Annotated in this window: 17 protein-coding genes, 2 tRNA genes and 1 pseudogene; 10 read left to right on the top strand and 10 right to left on the bottom strand. The window is 43.8% G+C overall.

Annotated elements, in window-relative coordinates:
- Nucleotides 1-35 precede the first annotated feature (35 nt).
- Nucleotides 36-1,475 (top strand): cardiolipin synthase, encoded by a 1,440-nt coding sequence (cls, locus tag CAN34_RS12885; RefSeq protein ID WP_089555967.1) that lies wholly within the window; start codon nucleotides 36-38, stop codon nucleotides 1,473-1,475.
- A 187-nt stretch (nucleotides 1,476-1,662) separates the two neighbouring features.
- On the opposite strand, the gene CAN34_RS12880 is transcribed toward cls, so the two are convergent.
- From CAN34_RS12880 to rsmH, 7 genes are all read right to left on the bottom strand, one after another.
- On the bottom strand, nucleotides 1,663-2,625 hold the full coding sequence (locus tag CAN34_RS12880; protein WP_089555966.1) for a putative RNA methyltransferase: 963 nt from the start codon (nucleotides 2,623-2,625) through the stop codon (nucleotides 1,663-1,665).
- A 305-nt stretch (nucleotides 2,626-2,930) separates the two neighbouring features.
- Entirely contained in the window at nucleotides 2,931-4,049 is a 1,119-nt protein-coding gene (gene mraY / locus CAN34_RS12875) for a phospho-N-acetylmuramoyl-pentapeptide-transferase (RefSeq protein ID WP_089555964.1), read from the bottom strand.
- A 3-nt stretch (nucleotides 4,050-4,052) separates the two neighbouring features.
- The gene (gene murF / locus CAN34_RS12870; protein WP_089555962.1) at nucleotides 4,053-5,510 is read right to left on the bottom strand and encodes a UDP-N-acetylmuramoyl-tripeptide--D-alanyl-D-alanine ligase; all 1,458 of its coding nucleotides are present in this window, start codon (nucleotides 5,508-5,510) and stop codon (nucleotides 4,053-4,055) included.
- 91 nt (nucleotides 5,511-5,601) lie between these two features.
- Entirely contained in the window at nucleotides 5,602-7,341 is a 1,740-nt protein-coding gene (locus tag CAN34_RS12865; protein WP_089555961.1) for a UDP-N-acetylmuramoyl-L-alanyl-D-glutamate--2,6-diaminopimelate ligase, read from the bottom strand.
- Between the two features lie 69 nt (nucleotides 7,342-7,410).
- Entirely contained in the window at nucleotides 7,411-9,519 is a 2,109-nt protein-coding gene (locus CAN34_RS12860) for a penicillin-binding protein 2 (RefSeq protein ID WP_089555959.1), read from the bottom strand.
- Entirely contained in the window at nucleotides 9,516-10,064 is a 549-nt protein-coding gene (locus CAN34_RS12855; protein ID WP_089555958.1) for a cell division protein FtsL, read from the bottom strand. The genes CAN34_RS12860 and CAN34_RS12855 overlap by 4 nt, the downstream gene beginning before the upstream one ends.
- Nucleotides 10,065-10,314: 250 nt before the next feature.
- Nucleotides 10,315-11,376 carry a 16S rRNA (cytosine(1402)-N(4))-methyltransferase RsmH gene (rsmH, locus tag CAN34_RS12850; RefSeq protein WP_254423192.1) on the bottom strand — a complete coding sequence of 354 codons (1,062 nt, stop codon included), beginning with the start codon at nucleotides 11,374-11,376 and terminating at the stop codon, nucleotides 10,315-10,317.
- A gap of 380 nt (nucleotides 11,377-11,756) precedes the next feature.
- On the opposite strand from rsmH, the gene gltX reads away from it, so the two are divergent.
- The 7 genes from gltX (at nucleotide 11,757) to CAN34_RS12810 (ending at nucleotide 16,146) form a co-directional block, all read left to right on the top strand.
- Entirely contained in the window at nucleotides 11,757-13,295 is a 1,539-nt protein-coding gene (gene gltX, locus CAN34_RS12840; protein WP_089555955.1) for a glutamate--tRNA ligase, read from the top strand.
- 153 nt (nucleotides 13,296-13,448) lie between these two features.
- Nucleotides 13,449-13,814 carry a hypothetical protein gene (locus CAN34_RS12835; RefSeq protein ID WP_089555953.1) on the top strand — a complete coding sequence of 122 codons (366 nt, stop codon included), beginning with the start codon at nucleotides 13,449-13,451 and terminating at the stop codon, nucleotides 13,812-13,814.
- A gap of 122 nt (nucleotides 13,815-13,936) precedes the next feature.
- A tRNA-Ala gene (locus tag CAN34_RS12830) sits at nucleotides 13,937-14,012 on the top strand.
- A gap of 158 nt (nucleotides 14,013-14,170) precedes the next feature.
- A tRNA-Glu gene (locus CAN34_RS12825) sits at nucleotides 14,171-14,246 on the top strand.
- Nucleotides 14,247-14,480: 234 nt separating this feature from the next.
- The gene (locus CAN34_RS12820; RefSeq protein WP_089555951.1) at nucleotides 14,481-15,134 is read left to right on the top strand and encodes a LysE family translocator; all 654 of its coding nucleotides are present in this window, start codon (nucleotides 14,481-14,483) and stop codon (nucleotides 15,132-15,134) included.
- Between the two features lie 139 nt (nucleotides 15,135-15,273).
- Complete coding sequence (locus tag CAN34_RS12815) at nucleotides 15,274-15,624, top strand: glutaredoxin family protein (RefSeq protein WP_089555950.1); 351 nt, start codon at nucleotides 15,274-15,276, stop codon at nucleotides 15,622-15,624.
- A gap of 63 nt (nucleotides 15,625-15,687) precedes the next feature.
- Nucleotides 15,688-16,146, top strand: a complete 459-nt coding sequence (locus CAN34_RS12810) for a hypothetical protein (RefSeq protein ID WP_089555948.1) — start codon at nucleotides 15,688-15,690, stop codon at nucleotides 16,144-16,146.
- Between the two features lie 111 nt (nucleotides 16,147-16,257).
- On the opposite strand, the gene acnA is transcribed toward CAN34_RS12810, so the two are convergent.
- Both acnA and CAN34_RS12800 read right to left on the bottom strand, forming a co-directional pair.
- Nucleotides 16,258-19,065 (bottom strand): aconitate hydratase AcnA, encoded by a 2,808-nt coding sequence (gene acnA, locus CAN34_RS12805; protein ID WP_089555947.1) that lies wholly within the window; start codon nucleotides 19,063-19,065, stop codon nucleotides 16,258-16,260.
- A gap of 294 nt (nucleotides 19,066-19,359) precedes the next feature.
- On the bottom strand, nucleotides 19,360-20,385 hold the full coding sequence (locus CAN34_RS12800) for a DUF3025 domain-containing protein (protein WP_089555946.1): 1,026 nt from the start codon (nucleotides 20,383-20,385) through the stop codon (nucleotides 19,360-19,362).
- Between the two features lie 113 nt (nucleotides 20,386-20,498).
- Here CAN34_RS12800 and CAN34_RS12795 point away from each other — a divergent pair, with 113 nt between their 5' ends.
- Nucleotides 20,499-21,224 carry a metal-dependent hydrolase gene (locus tag CAN34_RS12795; RefSeq protein WP_089555975.1) on the top strand — a complete coding sequence of 242 codons (726 nt, stop codon included), beginning with the start codon at nucleotides 20,499-20,501 and terminating at the stop codon, nucleotides 21,222-21,224.
- Nucleotides 21,225-21,274: 50 nt separating this feature from the next.
- The gene (locus tag CAN34_RS12790; RefSeq protein WP_089555945.1) at nucleotides 21,275-21,832 is read left to right on the top strand and encodes a YchJ family protein; all 558 of its coding nucleotides are present in this window, start codon (nucleotides 21,275-21,277) and stop codon (nucleotides 21,830-21,832) included.
- A gap of 26 nt (nucleotides 21,833-21,858) precedes the next feature.
- Here CAN34_RS12790 and CAN34_RS14290 read toward each other — a convergent pair.
- Nucleotides 21,859-22,247: pseudogene (locus tag CAN34_RS14290) on the bottom strand (toll-Interleukin receptor); the annotation flags it as partial.

The following is a 22,247-nucleotide window of genomic DNA, read 5'->3' as shown; positions in this document are numbered from 1 at the left end:
CATTTGATTTTAAAATAATAATAAAGGACGGCGTTGTGATATTAGATATCTTATTGACCCTACATTTTATCCTGCTGGTACTGATTTCTTTACGGGTCTTATCTCGTCATGATTTGACCTCGCCTGCGAGATTGGCGTGGATTGTCGTCTTATTCGTTTTGCCTTATTTTGGCGTGCTGATTTACTGGATGTTCGGTGAAGTGCATTTGGGTCGTGACTTTACGCAAAAACGTAAAAAAATTATTGATAGGTTAAATGCTCATAACCCAGCCGTTCTGGGTAGCGAGATAATATTAGCAAAGGTGGTGAAGCCTGAGTATCAAGCGGCTTTTGCCTACTCTGCAAAAGCTACAGGCTTTCAGACTACCGTAGGTAATAGCGCTGAGCTAATGGCGGATGCTACTGAGACCCGCAGACGCATGATTGCCGATTTTGACGCAGCGACCGATCATATTCACGTGCTGTATTATATTTGGCTCGTCGATGGCATGGGGATTGATACGGCTCAAGCACTTATCCGAGCTACAAAGCGTGGCGTCACGTGTCGCGCGATGGTCGATGGCATGGGTTCACGTAAGATGGTAGGCTCAAAGATATGGCAGGAAATGATAGACGCTGGCGTACAAGTCAGTGTGGCACTACCGATTAAGAATATTTTTAAAGTATTATTTTTTAGTCGTATTGACTTGCGTAATCACCGCAAGATTACCGTGATTGATGGCAATATTGGCTACTCCGGTAGTCGTAATTGTGCCGATCCTGAGTTTCGCGTAAAACCAAAATATGCGCCGTGGGTCGATATTATGCTGCGCATCGAAGGACCCATCGTTGGGCAAAATCAGATGCTGTTTGCCAGTGACTGGCTGATTGAAAATCCCGATACCCCACTCGATAGCTTTTTTTACGATAGCACACCAAAGCTTAATGGCTTTCCTGCCCAAGTTTTTTCAGATGGTCCGACCCAGCGCCACGGCACCACGCCGCAGTTTTTGGGTACATTGATTAGTCAAGCGCAGCACACACTGATTATCTCTACGCCCTATTTTGTACCGGATTACTCCCTAGTTAGTATCTTATGCGCAACCGCCTATCGCGGGGTTGATGTCACGATGATTTTTCCTCAAAACAACGACTCCTTTATCGTCGCCGCGACCAGTCATAGTTATTATTGGCAATTACTTGAAGCTGGAGTAAAAATTTATGAGTATAAGCCAGGATTACTACACGCAAAGACCCTCACGGTCGATGGTGAAGTCAGTTTGATTGGCTCGACCAATTTAGATTTGCGTAGCTTTGATTTGAACTATGAAAACAATATTGTTTTTAGCGATACCGCGCTCACGGCTGACATTATGCAGCGCCAGTATCAGTATATCGCTGACTCAGATGAAGTCACACGTGAGGAAGTCAAAAACTGGCCGCTGTCTTATAGGATTTGGAATAACGTCATTGCCACAATGGGGCCAGTTTTATAAACCATGTTTGATAAGTTACAACTTAATGTAGTCAGTCGTAAATAACAGAAACACAATATTATAACGCACTACTGGGATTCATTTTTCTTGCTTGCTGTGCCTATGCAGACAGAGGCTGCGAATAATTAATCCCAGCAGTGCTGTATTCTTTTAAAAGTGAATCAAATGTAAGATTAGTCTTATGACACTACTTTTTTTGTAAAATATAGACGATAAATTTTGCTTCGGTTACGAATGATTGTGTCGCAACTTTTGCTAATAGCGCTTGTCTTTTTTCACTACGCGCACGGTATGCATAAGGCGTCATGGTCAGTAAGTCAGCTAAATCATCCTCTGATAATGTCAGTTCAGTACTGACGCGACAAGTATTTATCAGCGTAAAATATGGGGCTAATTCCTGCAAAAACTTATCAGAATCATGCTCACGGACGTCATCAAATAAAGCGTCACGCATCGTCGCTAAGTGCCCAACATCTGGCTTAGCAATGATTAAATAACCCTCATCGCTTAACACTTCATTAAATGCTTTTGGCAAGATAGGACTAAAAATACTGCTAATCCCCGTCACACTATGCGCGCGTAATGGTAAATTGGCGGCGCTGGTTACTATTGGATAAATCGCTGCTGTTTTAGAGCCGTCAGCTATTTTAAAGCCATCATGATTATTTTGCTGAGACCAAAGACGAGCTGCTGCTTTGCTGGCTTTGGCAAGCTCTAGCACAGCAGGTTTACTAATGTCTGCAGCAAGGAGGATATCCATGCCAGTTTGTGCCATTGCCTGCGTATAATAGCCTTCCCCGCAACCAATATCTAACCAATGGACAAGCTCTTTATCTTGCTTAGCTATTGGCTTAGTGGCTGACTCATTTTGCGCCAGTAACTCCGTCATTTTTTGACAAATAAGCGCCTGTAATGGCTGATAATGCCCTGCATTTAAAAAGCGCTTTCGCGCCTCGATGGACGCTTGGCTGTCACCGGGGGCTTTAGACTTTTTTTGTTGGACAGGCAGCAGGTTGACATAACCTTGACGCGCCACATCAAATGGATGAGTTGTTTGCTTCGGGTGCAAGCTACCATCACAGCGCCATGTATCTATTGCGGGCTGTAGTGGTGACTGACAAAGGGGACAAATAAATAAGGACACAAGCATCTCAAAGTCATAACAATATGGCTGACATTTTATCAAAGTTCATGCTCAGTAAGTAATAAAAGGCATGAGAAAAGATAAGATAACATAGGAAACAAAAAAGCCATCTCAATAAATTTGAGATGGCTTTTTTAATAACATACCGTCAATTCACTTTAAAAATAAAACAGTGCTGCTGGGATGAATTTTTCGAAGCCTTTGGAACGCTCAGCGTACAGCAGGCGAGGAAGATTTATACCAGCAGAACGCTATTTTAAATGCATCTTTTTTATGTTGAACTGTCTATCATTAATAAGAGTCATGCTGTCTTAACGCAGCTTTAACGTCATCAATCCAAGGATAACAAGGATGATGGCGATAATCCAAAACCTTGCGACCACTTGGGTTTCTTTCCAGCCAATCTCTTCAAAGTGATGATGCAGCGGTGCCATACGAAAGACACGTTTTTTGCGTAACTTATACGAACCCACTTGTACTATTACCGACAGTGCTTCAGCGACAAAGAGTCCACCCATAATCGCAAAAGCGATTTCTTGACGGGTCATGACAGCAATCGTACCGAGCATCGCGCCCAGTGACAGCGCACCCACATCACCCATAAATACTTGCGCTGGATGAGCATTGAACCATAAGAAGCCAAGCCCTGCGCCAATCATCGCCCCACAGACAATAATCACCTCAGAGTTATAGGCAATATAAGGCACATGCAAGTAATCAGCAAAGCGTACGTCACCAGAGACATATGCCATAGCGCCTAAACCTGCCGCAACTAAGACCACCGGTAAAATAGCCAAGCCATCCAAGCCATCGGTCAAGTTGACGGCGTTAGAGGCACCATTAATCACAAAATAGGTAAAGATAATAAAACCAATTCCAAACGGTACGGCTGAAAATGGAATCATCCAATCTTTAAAGATAGGTATTAGTAAATCTTGCATTTCGCGAGTCGTAGCGATATCCGGCTGTAACGTCGCGATATAATATAAAGAAATACCGACGAATAATGCGCCCATGGATAGCCAAAAGTATTTTTTGCGAGCGATTAAGCCTTTGGGGTTTTTATATTTAATTTTGAGCCAATCATCCGCCCAGCCTACCGCGCCAAAAATAATCATCACGATGAGCAAAATCCAAACATAAGGATTATTCAAACGTGCCCAGAGTAAGGTCGACACTCCAATCGCACTTAAAATCAGCACCCCACCCATGGTCGGGGTGCCAGTTTTGAGCAAATGCGATTGCGGACCATCATTACGAATCGCCTGACCATACTTTAGCGCTTTCAAGCGCCGAATGACGCGACTACCAAAAATCATACTAAAGGCAAGGGCGGTAATGACCGCCAGCAACGCGCGCAGCGTCAAAGAAGAAACCGCAGAAAACGGGGTATAATACTGACCAAGCCAGCCAAACAACCAAACTAACACCGCCTACTCCTCTACTAGCGCATTGATAAGTGTTTCCATTTCCATGGAACGAGAGCCTTTGAACAACACAGTACAAGGCTGAGCCTGTTGCGCTTGTAAATACGGCTGTAAATACTGTAATAAACTGTCTTTGTCATTAAACGCATGAGCACTGATATCAGAAATTTCTTGCGCACCTGCTACGGTATAAGGTGCATACTCACCCACACAAAGCAGTACATTGATACCCGTGGTAGCGATAGTCCGACCCAAGCTTTGGTGTTCGCTAACTGCCGCCTCGCCCAGCTCAGCAATATCGCCTAACACCATCACTTGCGTGCCAGTTTGCGCCGCCAATACTTTAGCAGCCGCACGTACCGAATGGGGATTGGCATTATAGGTGTCATCAATCAAGCGATGCATGCCAAGCAGCTGACTATTCAAGCGTCCTTTAGCAGGACGGGCGTTTTCAAGCCCGATGACAATGTCATTAATGTCAATATTTAACGCATGCGCACAAGCAGCAGCCGCCAAGGCGTTATTGACGTTATGCTCTCCCGCTAATGGCAGATTGATATCGTGAACTTGGTTGCCAATATGTAATTTAAACTCACTGCGTTCAGGCTCAACATCTAAATGGCTGGCGCTGACGTCAGTATTACCAAAACCAATCACATGTGAGGTATGCGTTTCCGCAATACGGCGTAACTGATTAGTAAAGTCGTCTTTATCAGGCACAATCGCAAATTGGCTATCATTCAAGGTATGATAAATCTCTGCTTTAGTTTGACAAATACCGTCACGACTACCAAATTCACCCAAATGCGCGGTGCCAATGTTTAGGATACAAGCCACATCAGGTTGGACAATTTCAGCTGTATAAGCAATCTCACCAATATGATTGGCGCCCAATTCCAAGATGGCATAGCGATGATGATCCGATAGCTCAAGTAGCATCATCGGTACACCCAAGTCATTATTTAGGTTGCCACGCGTAATCAATGTCGGTGCCAATCTACCAAAGATACTACCCAGCATCTCTTTACAGGTAGTTTTACCACTTGAGCCTGTAATGGCAATGACCGTTAAGTCTTTATGCTGCTGACGACGATAAGCGGCCAATTGCCCTAACGCTAAACGGGTATCACTAACGATTAGCTGTGGGATATTAGTAGAGATGGGACGAGAGACGATTGCCGCTACCGCACCTTGTGATGCGGCCAACTCAATATAATCGTGACCATCAAAATTATCACCGCTCAGGGCTAAAAAGATATCACCAGTTTTTATTGTACGGGTATCAGTGGCGATACGAATGCTTGTCACTTGCTTGTTCGTGTCTGCAATAGTATTACTGGATTCTGCTTGCCCTGTATCTGGCTGCCAATGCCCATCAAGTGCCGCTGTCGCCGCGAGCAAATTCTCGACTTGCCAAACATACAGCCCTTGCGACTGAATGGTGTTATCGTTGTCGGCTGTCATAGTGATTACCTTATATGATGATTACTTATTTTTATCGTTAAATATTAAAATTATTTGGAGAAATTAAAAAACTGTTCGCAATAGCTATGACTTATATTCGTCCAGCCTGCGCCAAAGCGTTATGCAAAATCACGCTATCATCAAAATCATAACGGACGTTATTAATTTCTTGATAAGTCTCATGACCTTTGCCAGCGATAACCACGATATCATCAGCAGCTGCTTGACTGACCGCATATTCAATCGCTGTTTGGCGCGCAGGCTCAATATGGGTGCGCTGATATTGCTCAGTGCTCATCCCTGCTTGCATATCTTGCAAAATCGCGTTGGGGTCTTCAGTACGTGGATTGTCCGCTGTCAATATGACTTTATCCGCGCCTACCAGCCCTGCTTGCGCCATCAATGGGCGCTTGCCTGTATCACGGTCACCGCCACAGCCAAACACTGCCCATAACTGACCTTTACAATGGGTTTTTAGACTGGTCAATACCTGACTTAAGGCATCAGGCGTATGGGCATAATCAACGATAAAACAGCCATCATTAGACGGTACGCGCTGCATACGCCCAATAGCGCCTTGCAGTTGTGGGACAACTGCGGTAATGCGCTCAATGTTGTCGTTAATATCATTATCAACACCAATATCGTTATCCGTATTAGCACCAAGTGCCACTGAAGCGGCAATCGCCGCCAGCAAATTCGCCACGTTAAAACGTCCGAGTAATGGACTGACGATATCTAAACTATTAACTTTCCCATCATCGAAATCTGTACGCAGGCTAATCTCGACACCTTGTAAACTTGGCTTGATATCAGCAGCGACAAAGGTAGCCGTTTTTGATGGCTCTAAGCTATATGTCCACACTGTCAAATTACTGGCGTGCGCCGTATCAAGCATCATCTGCGCATACTCGTCATCTATATTGATAATGGCATGGGTCAACTCTGGAAAGTGTGCTTTATCAAATAGTTTGGCTTTGGCCGCTGCATATTCTGCCATGTCAGCGTGATAATCTAAATGATCACGGCTCAAGTTGGTATAAATCGCCACCGACACTGGCATGCCTTGTAAACGCTGCTGATCCAAACCATGAGAGCTGGCTTCTAATGCCAGTAGCTCAGCACTTTCGCTGCCCATTTGATACAAAAACTGCTGTACGGCTAATGCGTCACCCGTGGTATGACTGGCCTGAACCAAGGCGCCAAGCTTACCATTACCCGCCGTACCCATAACGGCACTGCTCATACCGGTTAGCTGGGTGAGTTGCGCCACCAATTGACTGATGGTCGTTTTGCCATTAGTGCCTGTCACGGCTATCACCGCAGGTAGTTTTACTGGTTGCTGATACTGCAAACGTGCTTGGATCAGACTACCTAAAAAATCACGAATATTGGGCACATATAATACGGGGCAAGACAGCGATGCTAATTGCTGCTTGGCTGAAGGCTGCGATTGCTCAGTCGTCAGTATAATATTGGCATGAGGCGGCACATTGGCCTTAGTAAGCAAAGCGATAGGATCAATTTCTGATAGGATAAAAGCCGCATTGTTAGCGGCTTGATAAAGATAGTCACGACTTTTTTGACAATTTGCGATTTGGCTTTTTAATAATACAAACACGTCATTGCTGGTTAGCTGACGGCTGTCTAAACGAAACTGCTGGAATGGAATGTTGACAACCGAAGCCATTTGATTCGATGAACTATGCATAGATGCCTTTAACATCGCGGTTAATGCTTGCTGTAAGCTGCGATTATTACTGCCGCTGGCTTCAATCAGCTGCTGCAAGGTGACAGTAACGCTGCTTGGCGATGAGGGTGACATGGTCATTGGCAAATCCTAAACGGTTAAAACAAATCAAATAGTTAAAAACTGAACATTAAAAAAAGACCGCTACGACTACTGAGCTTCGGTTTTTAACGGTTTATCCAAAGGCACATTATATAAACGCAGCGCCTCTTTCATGACATTATGAAAGACGGGTGCCACTGTTAAACCGGCATAAATCTGCCCGCGTGGGTCTTCGATTAACATAACACCGACTAGCCGTGGATTCGACGCTGGCGCCATACCAGCAAAGACGTTACGATACTGATCGGTATAATAACCACCCTTCGGATTGATACGGCGTGAAGTACCTGTTTTACCGGCAACGCGATAGCCATCAATGGCCGCACCTTTAGCAGTACCACCATTCTCAGTGACACTTTCCATCATCTGGACGATGGCCATTGCCTGTTCGTGCGCCATAATACGTTTACTTGGCTGCGCTTTGTCATTTTTAGTCAACGTTAGCGGATGCATCACGCCACCTGCCGCCAGCGCTGAGTAAGCTTGCGCTACCTGTGCCAGCGTCACTTGTATACCATAGCCATAACTGACTGTTGCACGTCTTGAGGTTTCTTTTTCTTTTGGTGTGACCACCAGCCCACTACCTTCACCTGGGAACTGCAGCGGTGTTTTTGTCCCAAAGCCAAACTGTTTTTGCATATTGGTAATGCCATCAGGCGGTAGAGACAAAGCAATCTTGGTCGAGGCGACGTTACTCGATTTCTGTAGTAGCGTTGCCATCGTGATCCGCCCGAGATTGTTATGGTCACGAATCGTATAACCACGGACACGGATAGAGCCAGGATTGGTATCGATCAAGGTGGTGGCCGTATATTTCCCTGAATCTAAAGCCGCAGCCACGGTAAATGGCTTCATGACTGAACCGGGTTCAAAGACATCAAGGAGCGCACGGTTACGCTGATTTTCACCGGTCATCTCATTCAGGTTATTGGAGTTAAATGACGGCCATGTCGATAGCGCCAGTACTTCACCGGTTTGTACATCGACCACCATACCCGTTGACCAGCGCGCTTTTTGCAAACGCCCCGCCTTTTCAAGCTCCTTATAAAGCAAATATTGTAGACGTGAATCAATGGTCAACTTCACATCTTTGCCCGGCACTTCTGGCTCAATCTGTTTAATTTCTTTAAGACTGTTTTGTTTGGCATCTTTAAGTACCAAAACTTTACCATCATCGCCCGCCAGCTCTTTTTCATACTGACGTTCGATACCAGCACGCCCCTCGTAACCACCTTCAGGATCGTTGGCATTTTGCCCCATAAAACCCAGCAATTGAGAATTGGGTTGCGGCTGCGGATAATAACGCTGAAAGAAGTTTTTCTCATTGACACCAGGAAAATCAAGCGAGCTGACACTTTGGGCAATCTCCGGCGTCACTTTATTCAATAGTGGCAAATAATGCGAGCCTGCACCCGATGGCAGCGCCGCTTTGACCGCTACTTCATCAGTCACATCGATACTATCGTCGATAGCAGTGACTTTTTTTAGCTCAGTAACTGAAATATTGGCAGCAGCAGCTAGGGTGGTCAAATCCATATTATCCAAGCGCTTCTGCATACGTGCGATGAGCTGCGGACTCTCAGGATTGGTAATAATAATGCGCTTAAGCTCATAATACTCGCGGGCATAATCATGCGGGCTAAAAGATACCGTCGCCAGTGGCGCACTAACGGCTAATGGCAGATCGTTGCGATCCGTAATCATGCCGCGATAGGAGCTTTGCGTGCGCACACTGGTGATAAGCTCATTGCCCTTATCTTGATAAAACTGAGTGTTGAGAACTTGAATATAGTAAGCACGACCGATGAGCGCTACTAAAATAATAAGCGCTATTGCCCAAATCAGACGAAAGCGGTTTTTATCCTGCTCAACGCCGCCGCGTGAGGATGCGCCAGACGCTTTACCCAAAATTGTTCTTTTACTTTTTAGGTTTTTGACACTGGTATAAGCACCCTGCTCTTCATTATTTTTTAAGCGACCAAACAGCTTGGCTTTGCGACTGTCGGATGATTTATTATCAGGTTTACTGCTCGTTTGCCCAGACTTTGCAGCACTAGCACGGCGTAGCGGCTTAGTAACCTTGCCGCTGGCTGACTTTTTGCTGGCATTCTTTGCAGCGGTTTTAGCAGTATTGGCGTTGGGCTTTTTATCACTCATTGTCCTGCCTCCGCTAGCTCAGAATCGGTCGCAGAAACCTCAACGGCTGCATCACTCGCCGCACCATTAGCAGTATCATTAGCCGTATCATTGGCAACATCAGTTTCGATAATATCTGAATCATTGGCTGCTACGACGTCTGAGGTACTGGCATCAGGGTCAACCAGTGCAACAGCGGTTGCAGCACCCGGCTGGATAATCAGCTTGTCTGTGAGGGTTGGTGAAAACATACCCAACTCAGCAACCGCACGACTGGCAATTTGCGGCGTCGCACTAAAAGTCTGCTGCTCAATAAGCAAGCGCTGATGTTCAACTTGTAGCTTGCGCTCTTGTTTTTTCATGTCTTGCAAGGTCTTATAATCCTGATGATATTGCTGAACGCCTTCGGCCGTTTTAATACCACTCCATACAATAGCAGCCGCTAACAATATTAATATGGCCACATAAATATTTGATAACTTAAATTTACGCACAAATAGCTCGCCAACATCGGCATTGGGTGGCGTGGCGGCGCGGCGGCTTGCAGGTTTGTCAGATATTGCCATGACCATCTCAAAAAAGTGAACTACAACATATAAGAAGCGATAACTGGTTATGAGTTCTGTTGTGAGTTATATAAACCTCAGCACTCATCAGCACCATCAATAAAAGTAAAACAATAAAAGTAAAACCAAGCGATAAAATCAGAACCAAAGCAACTGCCGAGCCTAGCAGATAATGCTTACAGCTTTTTAACAGCCGCGTAATCATTAAGACATTCAGTCATATTTAAACCACATAATTTAATAAGGGTTTTTACGATTGAATATCTGTCACATAGTCAATATCTGTACGAGTTGCCATGCGTAACCATGCACTACGCGAGCGTGGGTTATGGCTTATTTCCGCTTTACTTGGACCGACACGTTTCGGCTTACTAAAGTAACGAGGGCGGTTAGGCGGCATCGGCAAATTCTCATCTTCTGGATATTGCCCTTTACTATGACGCTGCAAAAACTGCTTAATACGGCGATCCTCTAACGAGTGGAAGCTAATCACTGCCAGCTGTCCACCTGCTTTTAAAACAGGAATACTTTGTGCTAAAAATTCATCAACATCACCAAGCTCGTTGTTAATAAAAATTCGCATAGCTTGAAAGCTTTGTGTCGCTGGATGTTTGCCTTTTTGCCATTTTGGATGCGCAACCTTGATTACTTCAGCCAACGCCAAAGTAGAGTCGTAACTGTCCATCTGCTTAATAGCGCGCGCAATACGGCGGCTATGGCGCTCTTCACCAAAATCATAAAGCACATTGGCTAAGGTTTCATCATCAACTGTCTCAAGCCACTGGGCAACCGACTGCCCGCGACTGGTATCCATGCGCATATCAACCGCACCATCGCGCATAAAGCTAAAACCACGACTACCATCGTCAATTTGCGGTGATGAAATACCCAAATCTGCCATCAAACCATCAACTTGGGTGATGCCCATTGCCGCTAAACTGTCCGTCAATGTCGCAAAGCTATCATGCACTACTTTTACGCGGCTATCAGTAGTTGCTAATTCGCGAGCAACGGCAATCGCTGTCGGATCCTTGTCAAAGACAATTAAGGTTGCATCATCGGCTAGTTGGCTTAATAGCAAGCGGCTATGACCACCACGCCCAAAGGTCGCATCGACGTAAATGCCACTCATTTTTAAGCTATTTTGGCTTTCATTGCTTTGTTCATCACTGCCTGTTTGCTTTGGTAGCGATTTGACGCCCAAAACAGCAGCGACTGTTTCTTGCAGTAGCACCGCATCATGGACAAAACTTAATTCATCAGAGGTAGCTTGAGGTGATACAGACTCTTGAGCAAGCTGATCAACAGACACATTTTCGGCAACAGACGAATGAACCGCTGACTCAGAGTTATCAGTAGCTGAAGAGGCATTTTCTTTAGAATTTGGCGTATTTTTTGGCTTACTATGCGATATGGACACAAACAACTCAGTAAATGACGGTCATTTTGACCGGTAATAGTAAAAAATCAGATGAAAATAAACAAGTTATGACTTACTTGACATTATTATCGCAAGGATACACGGGTAGTCAAGCGCTAGAGGGGTATTTCGTTAAAAATATTCCCGCGCTCTGTTATACTAGCGCTATATTTTACGCTATTTTTCTACTTTGACCGCTATTGTTTCAGTCGTATTTTCATTCATATTTTAATGGTCATTTCCCCTGACAACCACATTCTGAGATTTCTATGATGCAAACCTCCAGCCATAATCAAAGTGTTGCAACCAGCAGTCGTCCTGTTCGTACTCGTATCGCGCCTTCACCGACCGGTTTTCCGCACGTTGGCACCGCTTATATCGCCTTATTTAACTTAGCCTTTGCTAAAGCCCATGGCGGCGAATTTATTTTACGTATCGAAGATACCGATCAAACGCGCTCAACCGAGCAGTCTGAAAAAATGATTTTGGATGCGCTACGTTGGGTCGGTCTTGATTGGGCAGAAGGTCCAGACATCGGTGGACCGCACGCGCCTTATCGTCAGAGCGAACGTAGTGATATTTACAAAAAACACGCTGAGCAGCTAATAGATAGCAATCATGCGTTTCGTTGTTTTTGTACTAGCGAAGAATTAGATACCATGCGCGCTGAGCAAATGGCCAATGGCGAAACCCCTCGTTATGATGGTCGCTGCGCCCATTTAGCGCCAGAGAAAACTGAGCAATTGGTAAATGATGGCAAGCCGCACGTTATTCGTATGCGCGTACCAACCGAAGGCGTTTGTCAGGTACAGGATATGTTGCGTGGTACGGTTGAGATTCCTTGGACACAAGTAGACATGCAGGTGCTGCTAAAAACCGACGGTATGCCGACTTATCATTTAGCCAACGTCGTCGATGATCACTTAATGGGCATCAGCCATGTATTACGCGGTGAAGAGTGGTTGAACTCTGCTCCGAAACATCAGCTACTTTATGAGTATTTTGGTTGGGAGATGCCCGTACTTTGCCATATGCCATTACTGCGTAACCCAGATAAATCAAAACTGTCGAAGCGTAAAAACCCTACTTCTATCACCTACTATCGTGATGCTGGCGTGCTACCTGAAGCGCTGCTAAATTACCTTGGACGTATGGGCTACTCAATGCCTGACGAAGCTGAAAAGTTTACCTTGGATGAGATGATTGCCAGCTTTGATATTCAGCGCGTCTCACTTGGCGGTCCTATTTTCGATATCGAAAAGCTTAACTGGCTGAACGCAGAATGGCTACGTGCGCTAACCCCTGAAGAGCTAAAAAACAAAATTCTTGCTTGGGCCAGTAACAGCGATAAATTAACCGCCATCGCCGCCGCTATTCAGCCTCGTATCGAATTGCTGTCTGATGCGGTTAATTGGAGTGGCTTTTATTTCCAAAATCTACCTGATATCAACGCTGAGAGCTTTACCCATAAATCACTAACGGCTGAGCAAATTGTAGAAATGCTACAACTGGCGCTTTGGCAGCTAGAAACCTTACCAACGTGGTCGGAAGAAAACATCTACGCCACCCTAAAAGGTCTTGCTGCCCATCTCGATATTAAAATGCGTGACTTTATGGCACCGTTCTTTGTCGCGATTGCGGGTAGTACCTCATCGACGCCAGTCATGAACTCTATGGCGATTATCGGCGCTGATATGACGCTAATACGTTTACGTCATGCAATTGATGTATTAGGCGGCTTGGGTAAAAAGAAGCTTAAGAAGCTTGAGAAACAAGCAGCTGAATTACCTGATTTTTTGGCAGCGGAATAGTTTTTTAGTTGTTTGTTAATAACATTGTTGATTCATAACATTATTAGTGCATAAAAAAGAGGGGTCAGGCTATTACTGACCCCTCTTTACGTTACTCTCATTATTTGAATACGAATAATGATTCTTTATTTAGCATCTAAATTGGAAATAAATATGGCAGCCAAAACCGTCACGATAGAAAGCAAAGACTATGTCTTTAACACATTAAAAGAAGCGCAAAGATACTATGATGCAATCGTAAAAGAGCTATACGACGCCAAGCTAACTTTAACTACCGGTCAAGACTTCGAAGACTTAAAGTGGATATATAGCGCTTATTGCAATTATACCAATCATAATGTAGATCGATTAAGGGAATCTGATATCGTTGGCTTTAAAGGTATCAGTACAGTACAACAAAAAGGTGGGCAATATATCCCCACAGAATGTGGTGCAGTTATTTTTTCAGATGGTACAGAAGAAGAATTCTTTACCGATAAAGCCATTAAAGAGATTGCTATTAAGCAAAACCCACGCTAATTTGGGCTTGTTAAGTAGCTAAAACAGCTTTAATCACACTTTTTCGCATATTTATGCATTATTTTTAAAATAGCGGTTGACAAGACTGCTGCACTTACATAAAATACGCACACTCTTAGCGAGGGGCTATAGCTCAGTTGGTAGAGCACTTGCATGGCATGCAAGGGGTCAACGGTTCGACTCCGTTTAGCTCCACCATACTATTTATTGCAAAGCTCAGTTCACTGAAACTTTAACATAAGTACTCGCTAGTAGGACGATATCAGCACCTAGGCACAGCTTGCTCTATTATTAATAGATAAGCTCTCTGATATTGTGAAGTACCGTTGTAACCGCTTGGTTATAACACTCTATGCGTCCCCATCGTCTAGAGGCCTAGGACACCGCCCTTTCACGGCGGTAACGGGGGTTCGAATCCCCCTGGGGACGCCACTATTCGGCGTCACTTATTAGCACTTTTACTTAGCACCTTTAAGTATTAGATTAGACTAATAAGCGAACAATAAAAAATCCCAGTCATCATACGGTGACTGGGATTTTTTATGTCTGTCGTTTCTGTAAAGTGCTAGCAAAGCTATATAAACCGTTAGAAATATTGATAGAATGCAATATAAAGGCGCTCTATAAAATATCGAGCTTCACTGCTATCACAAGGAAGTATTGGCTATGTTCGGTATTGAAAATTATCTAGGGTTTATCATGGCTGCTATTTTGTTAAACGTAACCCCTGGCACCGATAGTATGTATATCATCACTCGTAGTATGTCCCAAGGACAAACTGCTGGGTTCTATTCGGTGTTAGGTATTACCTCAGGGATTTTAGTCCATACTTTATTGGCTGCGTTTGGGCTGTCCGTCCTATTAGCCAGCTCGCCACTTGCATTTACGCTAGTGAAGTATATTGGTGCGAGCTATTTATGCTATTTGGGTATCAAAATGCTAATGAATAAACAAGCGCCTTTACTTGCCAGTAATTTACCTAATGAGGAAGAGATGGCAACTGCTCGACCGTTAGATAGATGGAAGATATATGAGCAAGGAGTTATCACCAATACTTTCAATCCAAAAGTTGCCTTATTCTTCCTCGCATTCTTCCCGCAGTTTATCGACCCCAGTTATGCCAATAGTATGCTGTCGTTTTTATTATTAGGATTAAGCTTTGCCACAACCGGTTTTATATGGTGCTTGTGTTTGGCATTGTTAGCGTCAAAATTCAGTGAAAACTTGCGTAAAAATCCTACTATAGAAGTTGTTTTAAATAAGATAAGCGGTGTGGTGTTTATTGGCTTAGGTATTAAGTTATTGACTGAAAAGGCTTAATGTTTCCTTGCTTGAGCTAAGCTTGTATATAACTCACTTCACTCTATTCTTTTTGAGCAGCGATTAGACTTCATGTTTTAACCCCACTATACTCATTGCCAATGAATCAGCTTAAAAATAGAAATAAATAGGTAGTTCTATGAGTTTTGTGAAAATATTTTCAGGTGTCCTCAGTGTTATTGTATTGATTGGTTGTGTGTATCTCATCAACGCAAGTACCGTAACTCCAGACTCTGTCGCCTGTGACGCCTCTGAAAAAAACGATATTGTTTTATACGGTGCCGTCTGGTGTGGCTACTGCGAGCAGACAAGACAATTGCTAGCCTCAAACAATGTCGACTACTGCGAATACGATATTGAACGCTCTGCTGAAGGATTTAGACAGTACGAAAGTCTAGGCGGTGGCGGGGTACCATTGATGCTATTTAATGGCGAATTGATTCAAGGATATAACAAACCTGAGATTGAATTACAGATACGAAAGCAGTAAGTTGTGCTGAAGCTGACTTGTCTTATACTAACCTTATAACTTTAGGTAATAGGAAAAACAATAATGGATGATGATGCTAAGAAAAAAATCACATTATTACTTGAAGAGTTACTTAACGCCACATGCTCAGAATCAAGGCAAATGGAAATAAACCTTGAACTAAACAAACTGTCTCCCGACCCTTTTTGGAGTGATTATATATTCTGGAGTGAGGAATATGTAAACGAAGACTTGAGTATCAATTATGAGAAATTTTTTGATAAAATTTCTGAGTATCCGAATTCACAAGAGTATAAAACAAAGAGTCGCCTTTTAGAGCTGGCTGAAAGGCTTATTATCAGAGATTTTTCTGAAATTAGTGAAGTTGATATCGTAAATGAAATCAATGAACTATCTCCTAATATCAGCTGGACGAATTATCTTTTTGTCGATAAGACTTGCTTGAAAAATGACGGTAGCATCGATAAAAAACAATTCCTAAATAAAATATTTAAGGAGAGCTGGAATGAGAATTTCAGATAACCAATGAAAATAAAAATTCAAATACTTGTTTCCCCTTTCTTCACCTAATAAAAAAGCCCAATCCCAGTAAAGAATAGGGATTAGGCTTTCTGTCATATTAATAACAAGCTATTACGCAGCGTCTTTACTCTCAGCTGCCAATTGACGTAGTACATAGTGCAATACGCCGCCATGACGCACGTATTCGCGCTCTTTTGGTGTCTGTAGCATGACATTAACATCAAAGCTCTCAGTCGAGCCATCGGCGCGTGTCGCAGTGACTTTTGCTGTTTTGCTTTCGCCGTTATCTAAACCAGTGATGCTCAGTACTTCAGAACCGTCTAGTTTGTATGTTTCTGCATTCTCGCCATTTTTAAAGGTCAATGGCAACACACCCATACCAACTAAGTTTGAGCGGTGAATACGCTCAAATGAGCTGGTCAATACCGCTTTTACGCCAAGTAAAATAGTACCCTTCGCTGCCCAGTCACGGCTAGAGCCAGAGCCATATTCTGCACCACCCAGTACCACGAGCGGGCGCTTGTCTTCTTTATACTTCATTGCGGCATCATAGATGGCCATTTCTTCGCCATCTTGTAGGGTGGCACTATCTCCATTAAAGTAATAGGTATAGCCGCCCTCTTTGCCAGCCATCATGGTATTTTTGATACGGATATTGGCAAAGGTACCGCGAGTCATCACCGCATCGTTACCACGTCGTGAGCCATAACTGTTGAAATCGGCTTGCATCACGCCGCGCTCTTGCAAATATTTGCCAGCAGGCGAATCTGGATCGATGTTGCCGGCTGGTGAGATATGATCAGTGGTGATTGAGTCACCGAATAAACCTAAGATACGCGCGCCTTCGATATCGAGGATACCTTCTGGCTCCATGGTCATCCCATCAAAGAACGGTGGGTTTTTGATATAAGTAGATTCTTCGCTCCATGGATATAGCTGGCTATCAGCTGAACTAATAGCATTCCATGCTTCACTACCCTTAAACACTTCGCCGTAGTTTTTGCGGAACATATCAGCATCGATATTATTAGCGATCAACTCATTGATCTCATCCGACGTTGGCCAGATATCTTTTAAGAAAACATCGTTGCCTTCTTGATCTTGCCCTAACGGATGCGTGGTTAGATCAATATCGACGGTACCTGCCAGTGCATAAGCGACGACCAATGGTGGTGACGCTAAATAGCTTGCCTTGACGTGCGAGTGAATACGACCTTCAAAGTTGCGGTTACCTGACAATACCGCAGCGGCAACCAGATCACCTTCTTCGATAGCGCCTTCAATCGCTCCTAATAGCGGGCCTGAGTTACCGATACAAGTGGTACAACCATAACCAACTAGATAAAAGCCAATTTTCTCTAGTTCATCCATCAGCTTAGCTTTTTCAAGGTAATCAGTGACAACTTTTGAACCTGGAGCAAGAGAGGTCTTGACCCATGGTTTAGCCGTCAGACCTTTTGCCGCCGCTTTTTTGGCGACTAAGCCTGCGCCAATCATCACTGCTGGGTTTGAGGTATTGGTACAAGAAGTAATGGCGGCGATAACAACGGAACCATCGCGCAATCTATACTCTTCATCTTCAATTTTGACCGTACAGTACGTACTGCCTTCAGCACAGAAAGGTTTGGGTTTGGCCGCTAAGGTCTTGGCTTGCTCTTGCTCACCGCCTTCTTGGTCAAAGCGTATTTTTCCAGCAATCTCTGATTTGCGTTCTTTGGTCATTTTGTCTAATGTTTCACCGAATTTTTCATGCATATCAGATAGGTTAATGCGCTGCTGTGGCAAGTTAGGACCAGCAAGCGCTGGCTGAACACAAGACAAATCTAACTCTAGCTTACTTGAGTAGGTCGCAGATGGGGTATCAGCATCGTGCCATAAACCTTGCGCCTTGGCATATTTTTCGACCAGCTCGATTTGGTTTTCTTCACGACCTGATAAGCGCAGATAATCAATCGCCATTCGGTCAATAGGGAAAATACCACAAGTTGCGCCATACTCGGGCGCCATATTAGCAATCGTGGCTCGATCCGCAAGCGGCATGCTGTGTAAGCCTTCGCCATAAAACTCGACGAACTTGCCAACTACGCCATGGGCACGTAGCATCTCAACGACGCGTAATACTAAATCGGTAGCGGTGACGCCTTCCGTTAACTTACCCGTCAGCTCAAAACCAACGACTTGTGGAATCAGCATCGATGACGGTTGACCGAGCATCGCCGCTTCGGCTTCAATACCGCCTACGCCCCAACCGAGGACACCGATACCATTAATCATGGTGGTATGACTATCGGTACCAAATACCGTATCTGGATAAGCCGTTAGCTCACCATCGACATCAGCGGCCATCACAACACGCGCTAAATACTCGAGGTTTACCTGATGCACAATACCGGTCGCTGGTGGTACGACGACGAAGTTTTTAAAGGCATTTTTGCCCCAATGCAAAAACTCATAGCGCTCGTTATTACGCTTAAATTCAATTTTTTCGTTCAAATCCAGCGCATCTTCGCGGCCATAGACGTCAACTTGTACTGAGTGATCGACGACCAATTCACTTGGGATAAATGGATTAATTTGCTCCGCTCTGCCACCAAGCTCAACGACAGCATCACGCATGGCCGCCAAATCGACGACTGAAGGCACGCCTGTAAAATCTTGCAACACCACACGGGCTGGCATAAAGGCAATCTCTTTTGACGCTTCCGCACCAGCATCCCAATTGGCAACGGCTTCGATATGATTTTTACCGACAGACTGACCATCATCTTCGTTACGTAATAGGTTTTCTAAAACGATTTTCATACAGAATGGCAGTTTACTGATGTTCTCATAGGTTTTAGTTAGCGCTGGCAAGCTATAATAGGCATGTTCCTTGCCATCGACTACAATCGTATCTTTTACATTAAAAATATCACTCATGGTCGCTTCCTTATCGTTGTTATGAATAATTATAAAATTCGTCTTGATAACAGGTGGCTAAATGGGAGCTTTCTTTGGTTATTATAAATTTGATATTTAGTTAACAAGTATTGAATAAAACTAGTGAAAGTAGAATAGTTTGCTTGAATAAGTGGTATAGCATAGACACCGTTAACAATCACTTGCTATAACCATAACAAATAAGCCTAGACTTGTTAACGCTAATTGGTTATTGAATCGTGGCACAATCGTAACCGTAACAATGCTTTAGGCGGTTATTGGCAAGCTATGAGCTTATACTTTCTGACGGCGACCACTACGAAAGACTTGGTTGTCCTCATAAAAGCTAGGATTAGCGTTTTCAGCCCAAAAGTGTGGCACACCCAAAATCGGTAATGGTGACAGTTTGCGCGGCGTCACATCCTCTCGTGATAATAAATCATGCATGTACTCAGCCAGCTGATTATCCAAATATTCTATACGCTCTGACCGCTTTAATTTAAAGAACTCAGCACTGACATAAATAATGACACTGTGAGCGCATAAAGGTTTGCGCGGCTGCAGTAGTTTCTCAAGCAAGGCATGACCGAAAATATAAACCGCTGCCTTAGCATTATTTTTGTCGTCTGCACTTATCTGTTGTGGATTATCCCAGCACTCTCGCGGCGTTATCAAGCTTGCTTGCCAGTCGAAATCTATCAGCGCTTCACCGATGCTAGGTTCTGTTGTTACCAGTACTGCCCCATTTTCATCAAATACGGTAATAGTATCGCGCACGCGCCCACGGCTCGTGCTAATACCTTTTTTAGCAATTTCACACATATGGTAGTAGTTAAGCAGCGCTTTGGTTTTTGGAAAGGTCAGCCAAATGCTACCATTAAATAAATCATGCAAATTATCACGCGTCGGAATATTGCCAGTTGTGGCGATAAAGCTTTCGTACGCTTCGCCTTCGGGTAGCGCATCTTGGGAGACAAATCTGAGCCTATGTGCGTGATTATTTGGTGTGGGCTTCGTCTGTGATGGCTGTTGTGATTTATTATTTTGCTGCAACATCGCGGTGTTCAGCACCTTGGCGATAATATCAGGCGCAGCAATATCAGCTTGATTATCATGTTCGGCAGCAGTATCTACTTGCTGACATGAGCTACTAAGGCGGCTTATCGTTTTACTGACATAGCTCAATTGATTTAAGTGGCACAACCACGGCGCTTGCCAGTCGATTTTTGCAAAGCTGTCATCAAGTTTGCTATCACATGAAAATGGCTTATCAAAATGAAGAGCAGAATGCGTATGTACGGTTAAATCAGTAGCAGTCATGTTGAGTATCTGTGTTAGAGGTAAGTCTTGTCTATGGTATCATAGAGCGCTTTTTTGCTGCCAGATATGCAGCTCTGAGCGCCCTCTTTAGCGATATTTTATGGCAAATCTTTATGGCAAATTTTAATACCCACTTAAATGTCGCCTTTATGGTCAGTGGTACGCTGAGTCTAACGGTTTATAAAGCCGGATTGATTAATGATTCTGGGTTTTTGATGTGCGTGGCGCTCGGCACTATCGGTGGGTTGCTACCTGATTTGGATTCTGATAACTCAACACCGATTAAACTTGGCTTTAATATTATCTCTTTCATTTTTGCCTTTGGTTTGGTGATGCATTGGCGCAGTGAGCTGAGTTTATTGGCGCTGATAGCATTATGGCTGGCAGGCTATGGCTTTATGCGCTATGTAGTTTTCTCTATTTTTACTAATATGACGGTGCATCGCGGCGTGCTTCACTCCGTACCCTATATGGCGATACTGGGGCTGGGTCTGACCTATATAAGCTATGACGTTTTGCATCTGCCATTAACGGCTAGCTGGTTTTACGGCTTGTTTTTATTTGGTGGCGCGCTGGTGCATTTGGCATTAGATGAGTTATATAGCGTGAATTTATCAAATATGAAAATGAAACGCTCATCAGGTACGGCGATGAAGTTTTATCAACATAAAGATAAATGGTGGTATCTGCTGCTGTATGCCATCCTTGCGTTATTGGTCTATTTTGCCCCACCTTTTGAGACGTTTTGGGCACAGCTGCGAGACCCTACGCCGTGGGCACAATTAAAAGTGGGTATATTGCCCGAGATGATAGAAAAAATGTTGTATCAGCCAAAGTAAAATCTCTAAAAATTCAAAGAATACGCTTTAACCGATAAGTAGAGTACCTTATGCAACCTTCTATAAAAACCTGCCCTTGCCAAGTCCATCCGCTATTTACCCCTGTTAGCAGCGCATTGACCTATAGCAATTGCTGTCAGCCATATCATGATAACTTTTATCAGGACGGTACGGATAACAGTGAGGGCGCTCGAGCTGAAAGTGCCGAACGCCTGATGCGCACGCGTTATAGCGCGTTTGTATTGGTAAAGGCAGATTATATCGTAGCGACGACCGTGCCAGCTCAGCAAGCCTTGCTTGATATTGAGGCTATCGAGTCGTGGGCAAAACAGACGGATTGGGCAGGATTAGAAATCGTACGACATACGCCAAAGTTAGGCAAGCGTCATGCGCAAGTTGAGTTTAAAGCCTATTTTAATACGCCTGATGGGTTACAGGCGCATCAAGAGTTATCTGCTTTTGTCAAAATAGCAGATAAACCTACTAATAAAAATGCACGCTGGTACTTTCTTGACCCAACAGTAGCGATGACTGTAAGCCAAAAACAACCATGTATTTGTGGGTCGGGTGAGAAATTTAAACGCTGTTGTGGGGTTTATTTAGCTTAGTTATCTAATCTTGTTAAACTAATATGTCAGCTAGATATTTTTTTTAATTTTAGACTACTACCTTTATTCTCTAACTCTAGCCATCTCTGCTGCTTTAAAGGAATCTTTAGTAGCTGAGCAATTTGTTGTTTCTCTTTAAAGCCAACTGGATACATATAAATATGTTGGATAATAAACTGCTTCATTAACCTCTGACAGACTATATTATTACTGAAACTTTGATTTAATTTTAAAATCTCTTGAATGTTTAACGACTTATTGAACTGCAAATCAATAGATAATTTTATTAAAGAGTGTACTGGAGTATTTTTCGAGGTTTCAATTTGTCGATAGACTTCGAAAGCTTCTTTTGAACCTATAGAGTGGGCAATTTTCTGTACCGTTGCATATAAAACATTATATGTTAGATATAGAT

Origin of the sequence: Psychrobacter sp. DAB_AL32B, assembly GCF_002224105.1 — a bacterium.
Classification (GTDB): Bacteria; Pseudomonadota; Gammaproteobacteria; order Pseudomonadales; family Moraxellaceae; genus Psychrobacter.
The sequence above is the reverse complement of the archived record's forward strand: the minus strand, read 5'-3'. Positions and strand labels throughout refer to the sequence as shown.

What these genes read in the sequence shown, in the direction of transcription:
- CAN34_RS12855 (WP_089555958.1), bottom strand. Translation starts at nt 10,064, where the DNA reads ATGGCAATATCTGACAAACCTGCAAGCCGCCGCGCCGCCACGCCACCC.
- CAN34_RS12790 (WP_089555945.1), top strand. Translation starts at nt 21,275, where the DNA reads ATGCAACCTTCTATAAAAACCTGCCCTTGCCAAGTCCATCCGCTATTT.
- CAN34_RS12860 (WP_089555959.1), bottom strand. Translation starts at nt 9,519, where the DNA reads ATGAGTGATAAAAAGCCCAACGCCAATACTGCTAAAACCGCTGCAAAG.
- CAN34_RS12880 (WP_089555966.1), bottom strand. Translation starts at nt 2,625, where the DNA reads ATGCTTGTGTCCTTATTTATTTGTCCCCTTTGTCAGTCACCACTACAG.
- acnA (WP_089555947.1), bottom strand. Translation starts at nt 19,065, where the DNA reads ATGAGTGATATTTTTAATGTAAAAGATACGATTGTAGTCGATGGCAAG.
- CAN34_RS12800 (WP_089555946.1), bottom strand. Translation starts at nt 20,385, where the DNA reads ATGACTGCTACTGATTTAACCGTACATACGCATTCTGCTCTTCATTTT.
- CAN34_RS12835 (WP_089555953.1), top strand. Translation starts at nt 13,449, where the DNA reads ATGGCAGCCAAAACCGTCACGATAGAAAGCAAAGACTATGTCTTTAAC.
- CAN34_RS12795 (WP_089555975.1), top strand. Translation starts at nt 20,499, where the DNA reads ATGGCAAATTTTAATACCCACTTAAATGTCGCCTTTATGGTCAGTGGT.
- CAN34_RS12810 (WP_089555948.1), top strand. Translation starts at nt 15,688, where the DNA reads ATGGATGATGATGCTAAGAAAAAAATCACATTATTACTTGAAGAGTTA.
- gltX (WP_089555955.1), top strand. Translation starts at nt 11,757, where the DNA reads ATGCAAACCTCCAGCCATAATCAAAGTGTTGCAACCAGCAGTCGTCCT.
- CAN34_RS12820 (WP_089555951.1), top strand. Translation starts at nt 14,481, where the DNA reads ATGTTCGGTATTGAAAATTATCTAGGGTTTATCATGGCTGCTATTTTG.
- CAN34_RS12815 (WP_089555950.1), top strand. Translation starts at nt 15,274, where the DNA reads ATGAGTTTTGTGAAAATATTTTCAGGTGTCCTCAGTGTTATTGTATTG.
- murF (WP_089555962.1), bottom strand. Translation starts at nt 5,510, where the DNA reads ATGACAGCCGACAACGATAACACCATTCAGTCGCAAGGGCTGTATGTT.
- CAN34_RS12865 (WP_089555961.1), bottom strand. Translation starts at nt 7,341, where the DNA reads ATGACCATGTCACCCTCATCGCCAAGCAGCGTTACTGTCACCTTGCAG.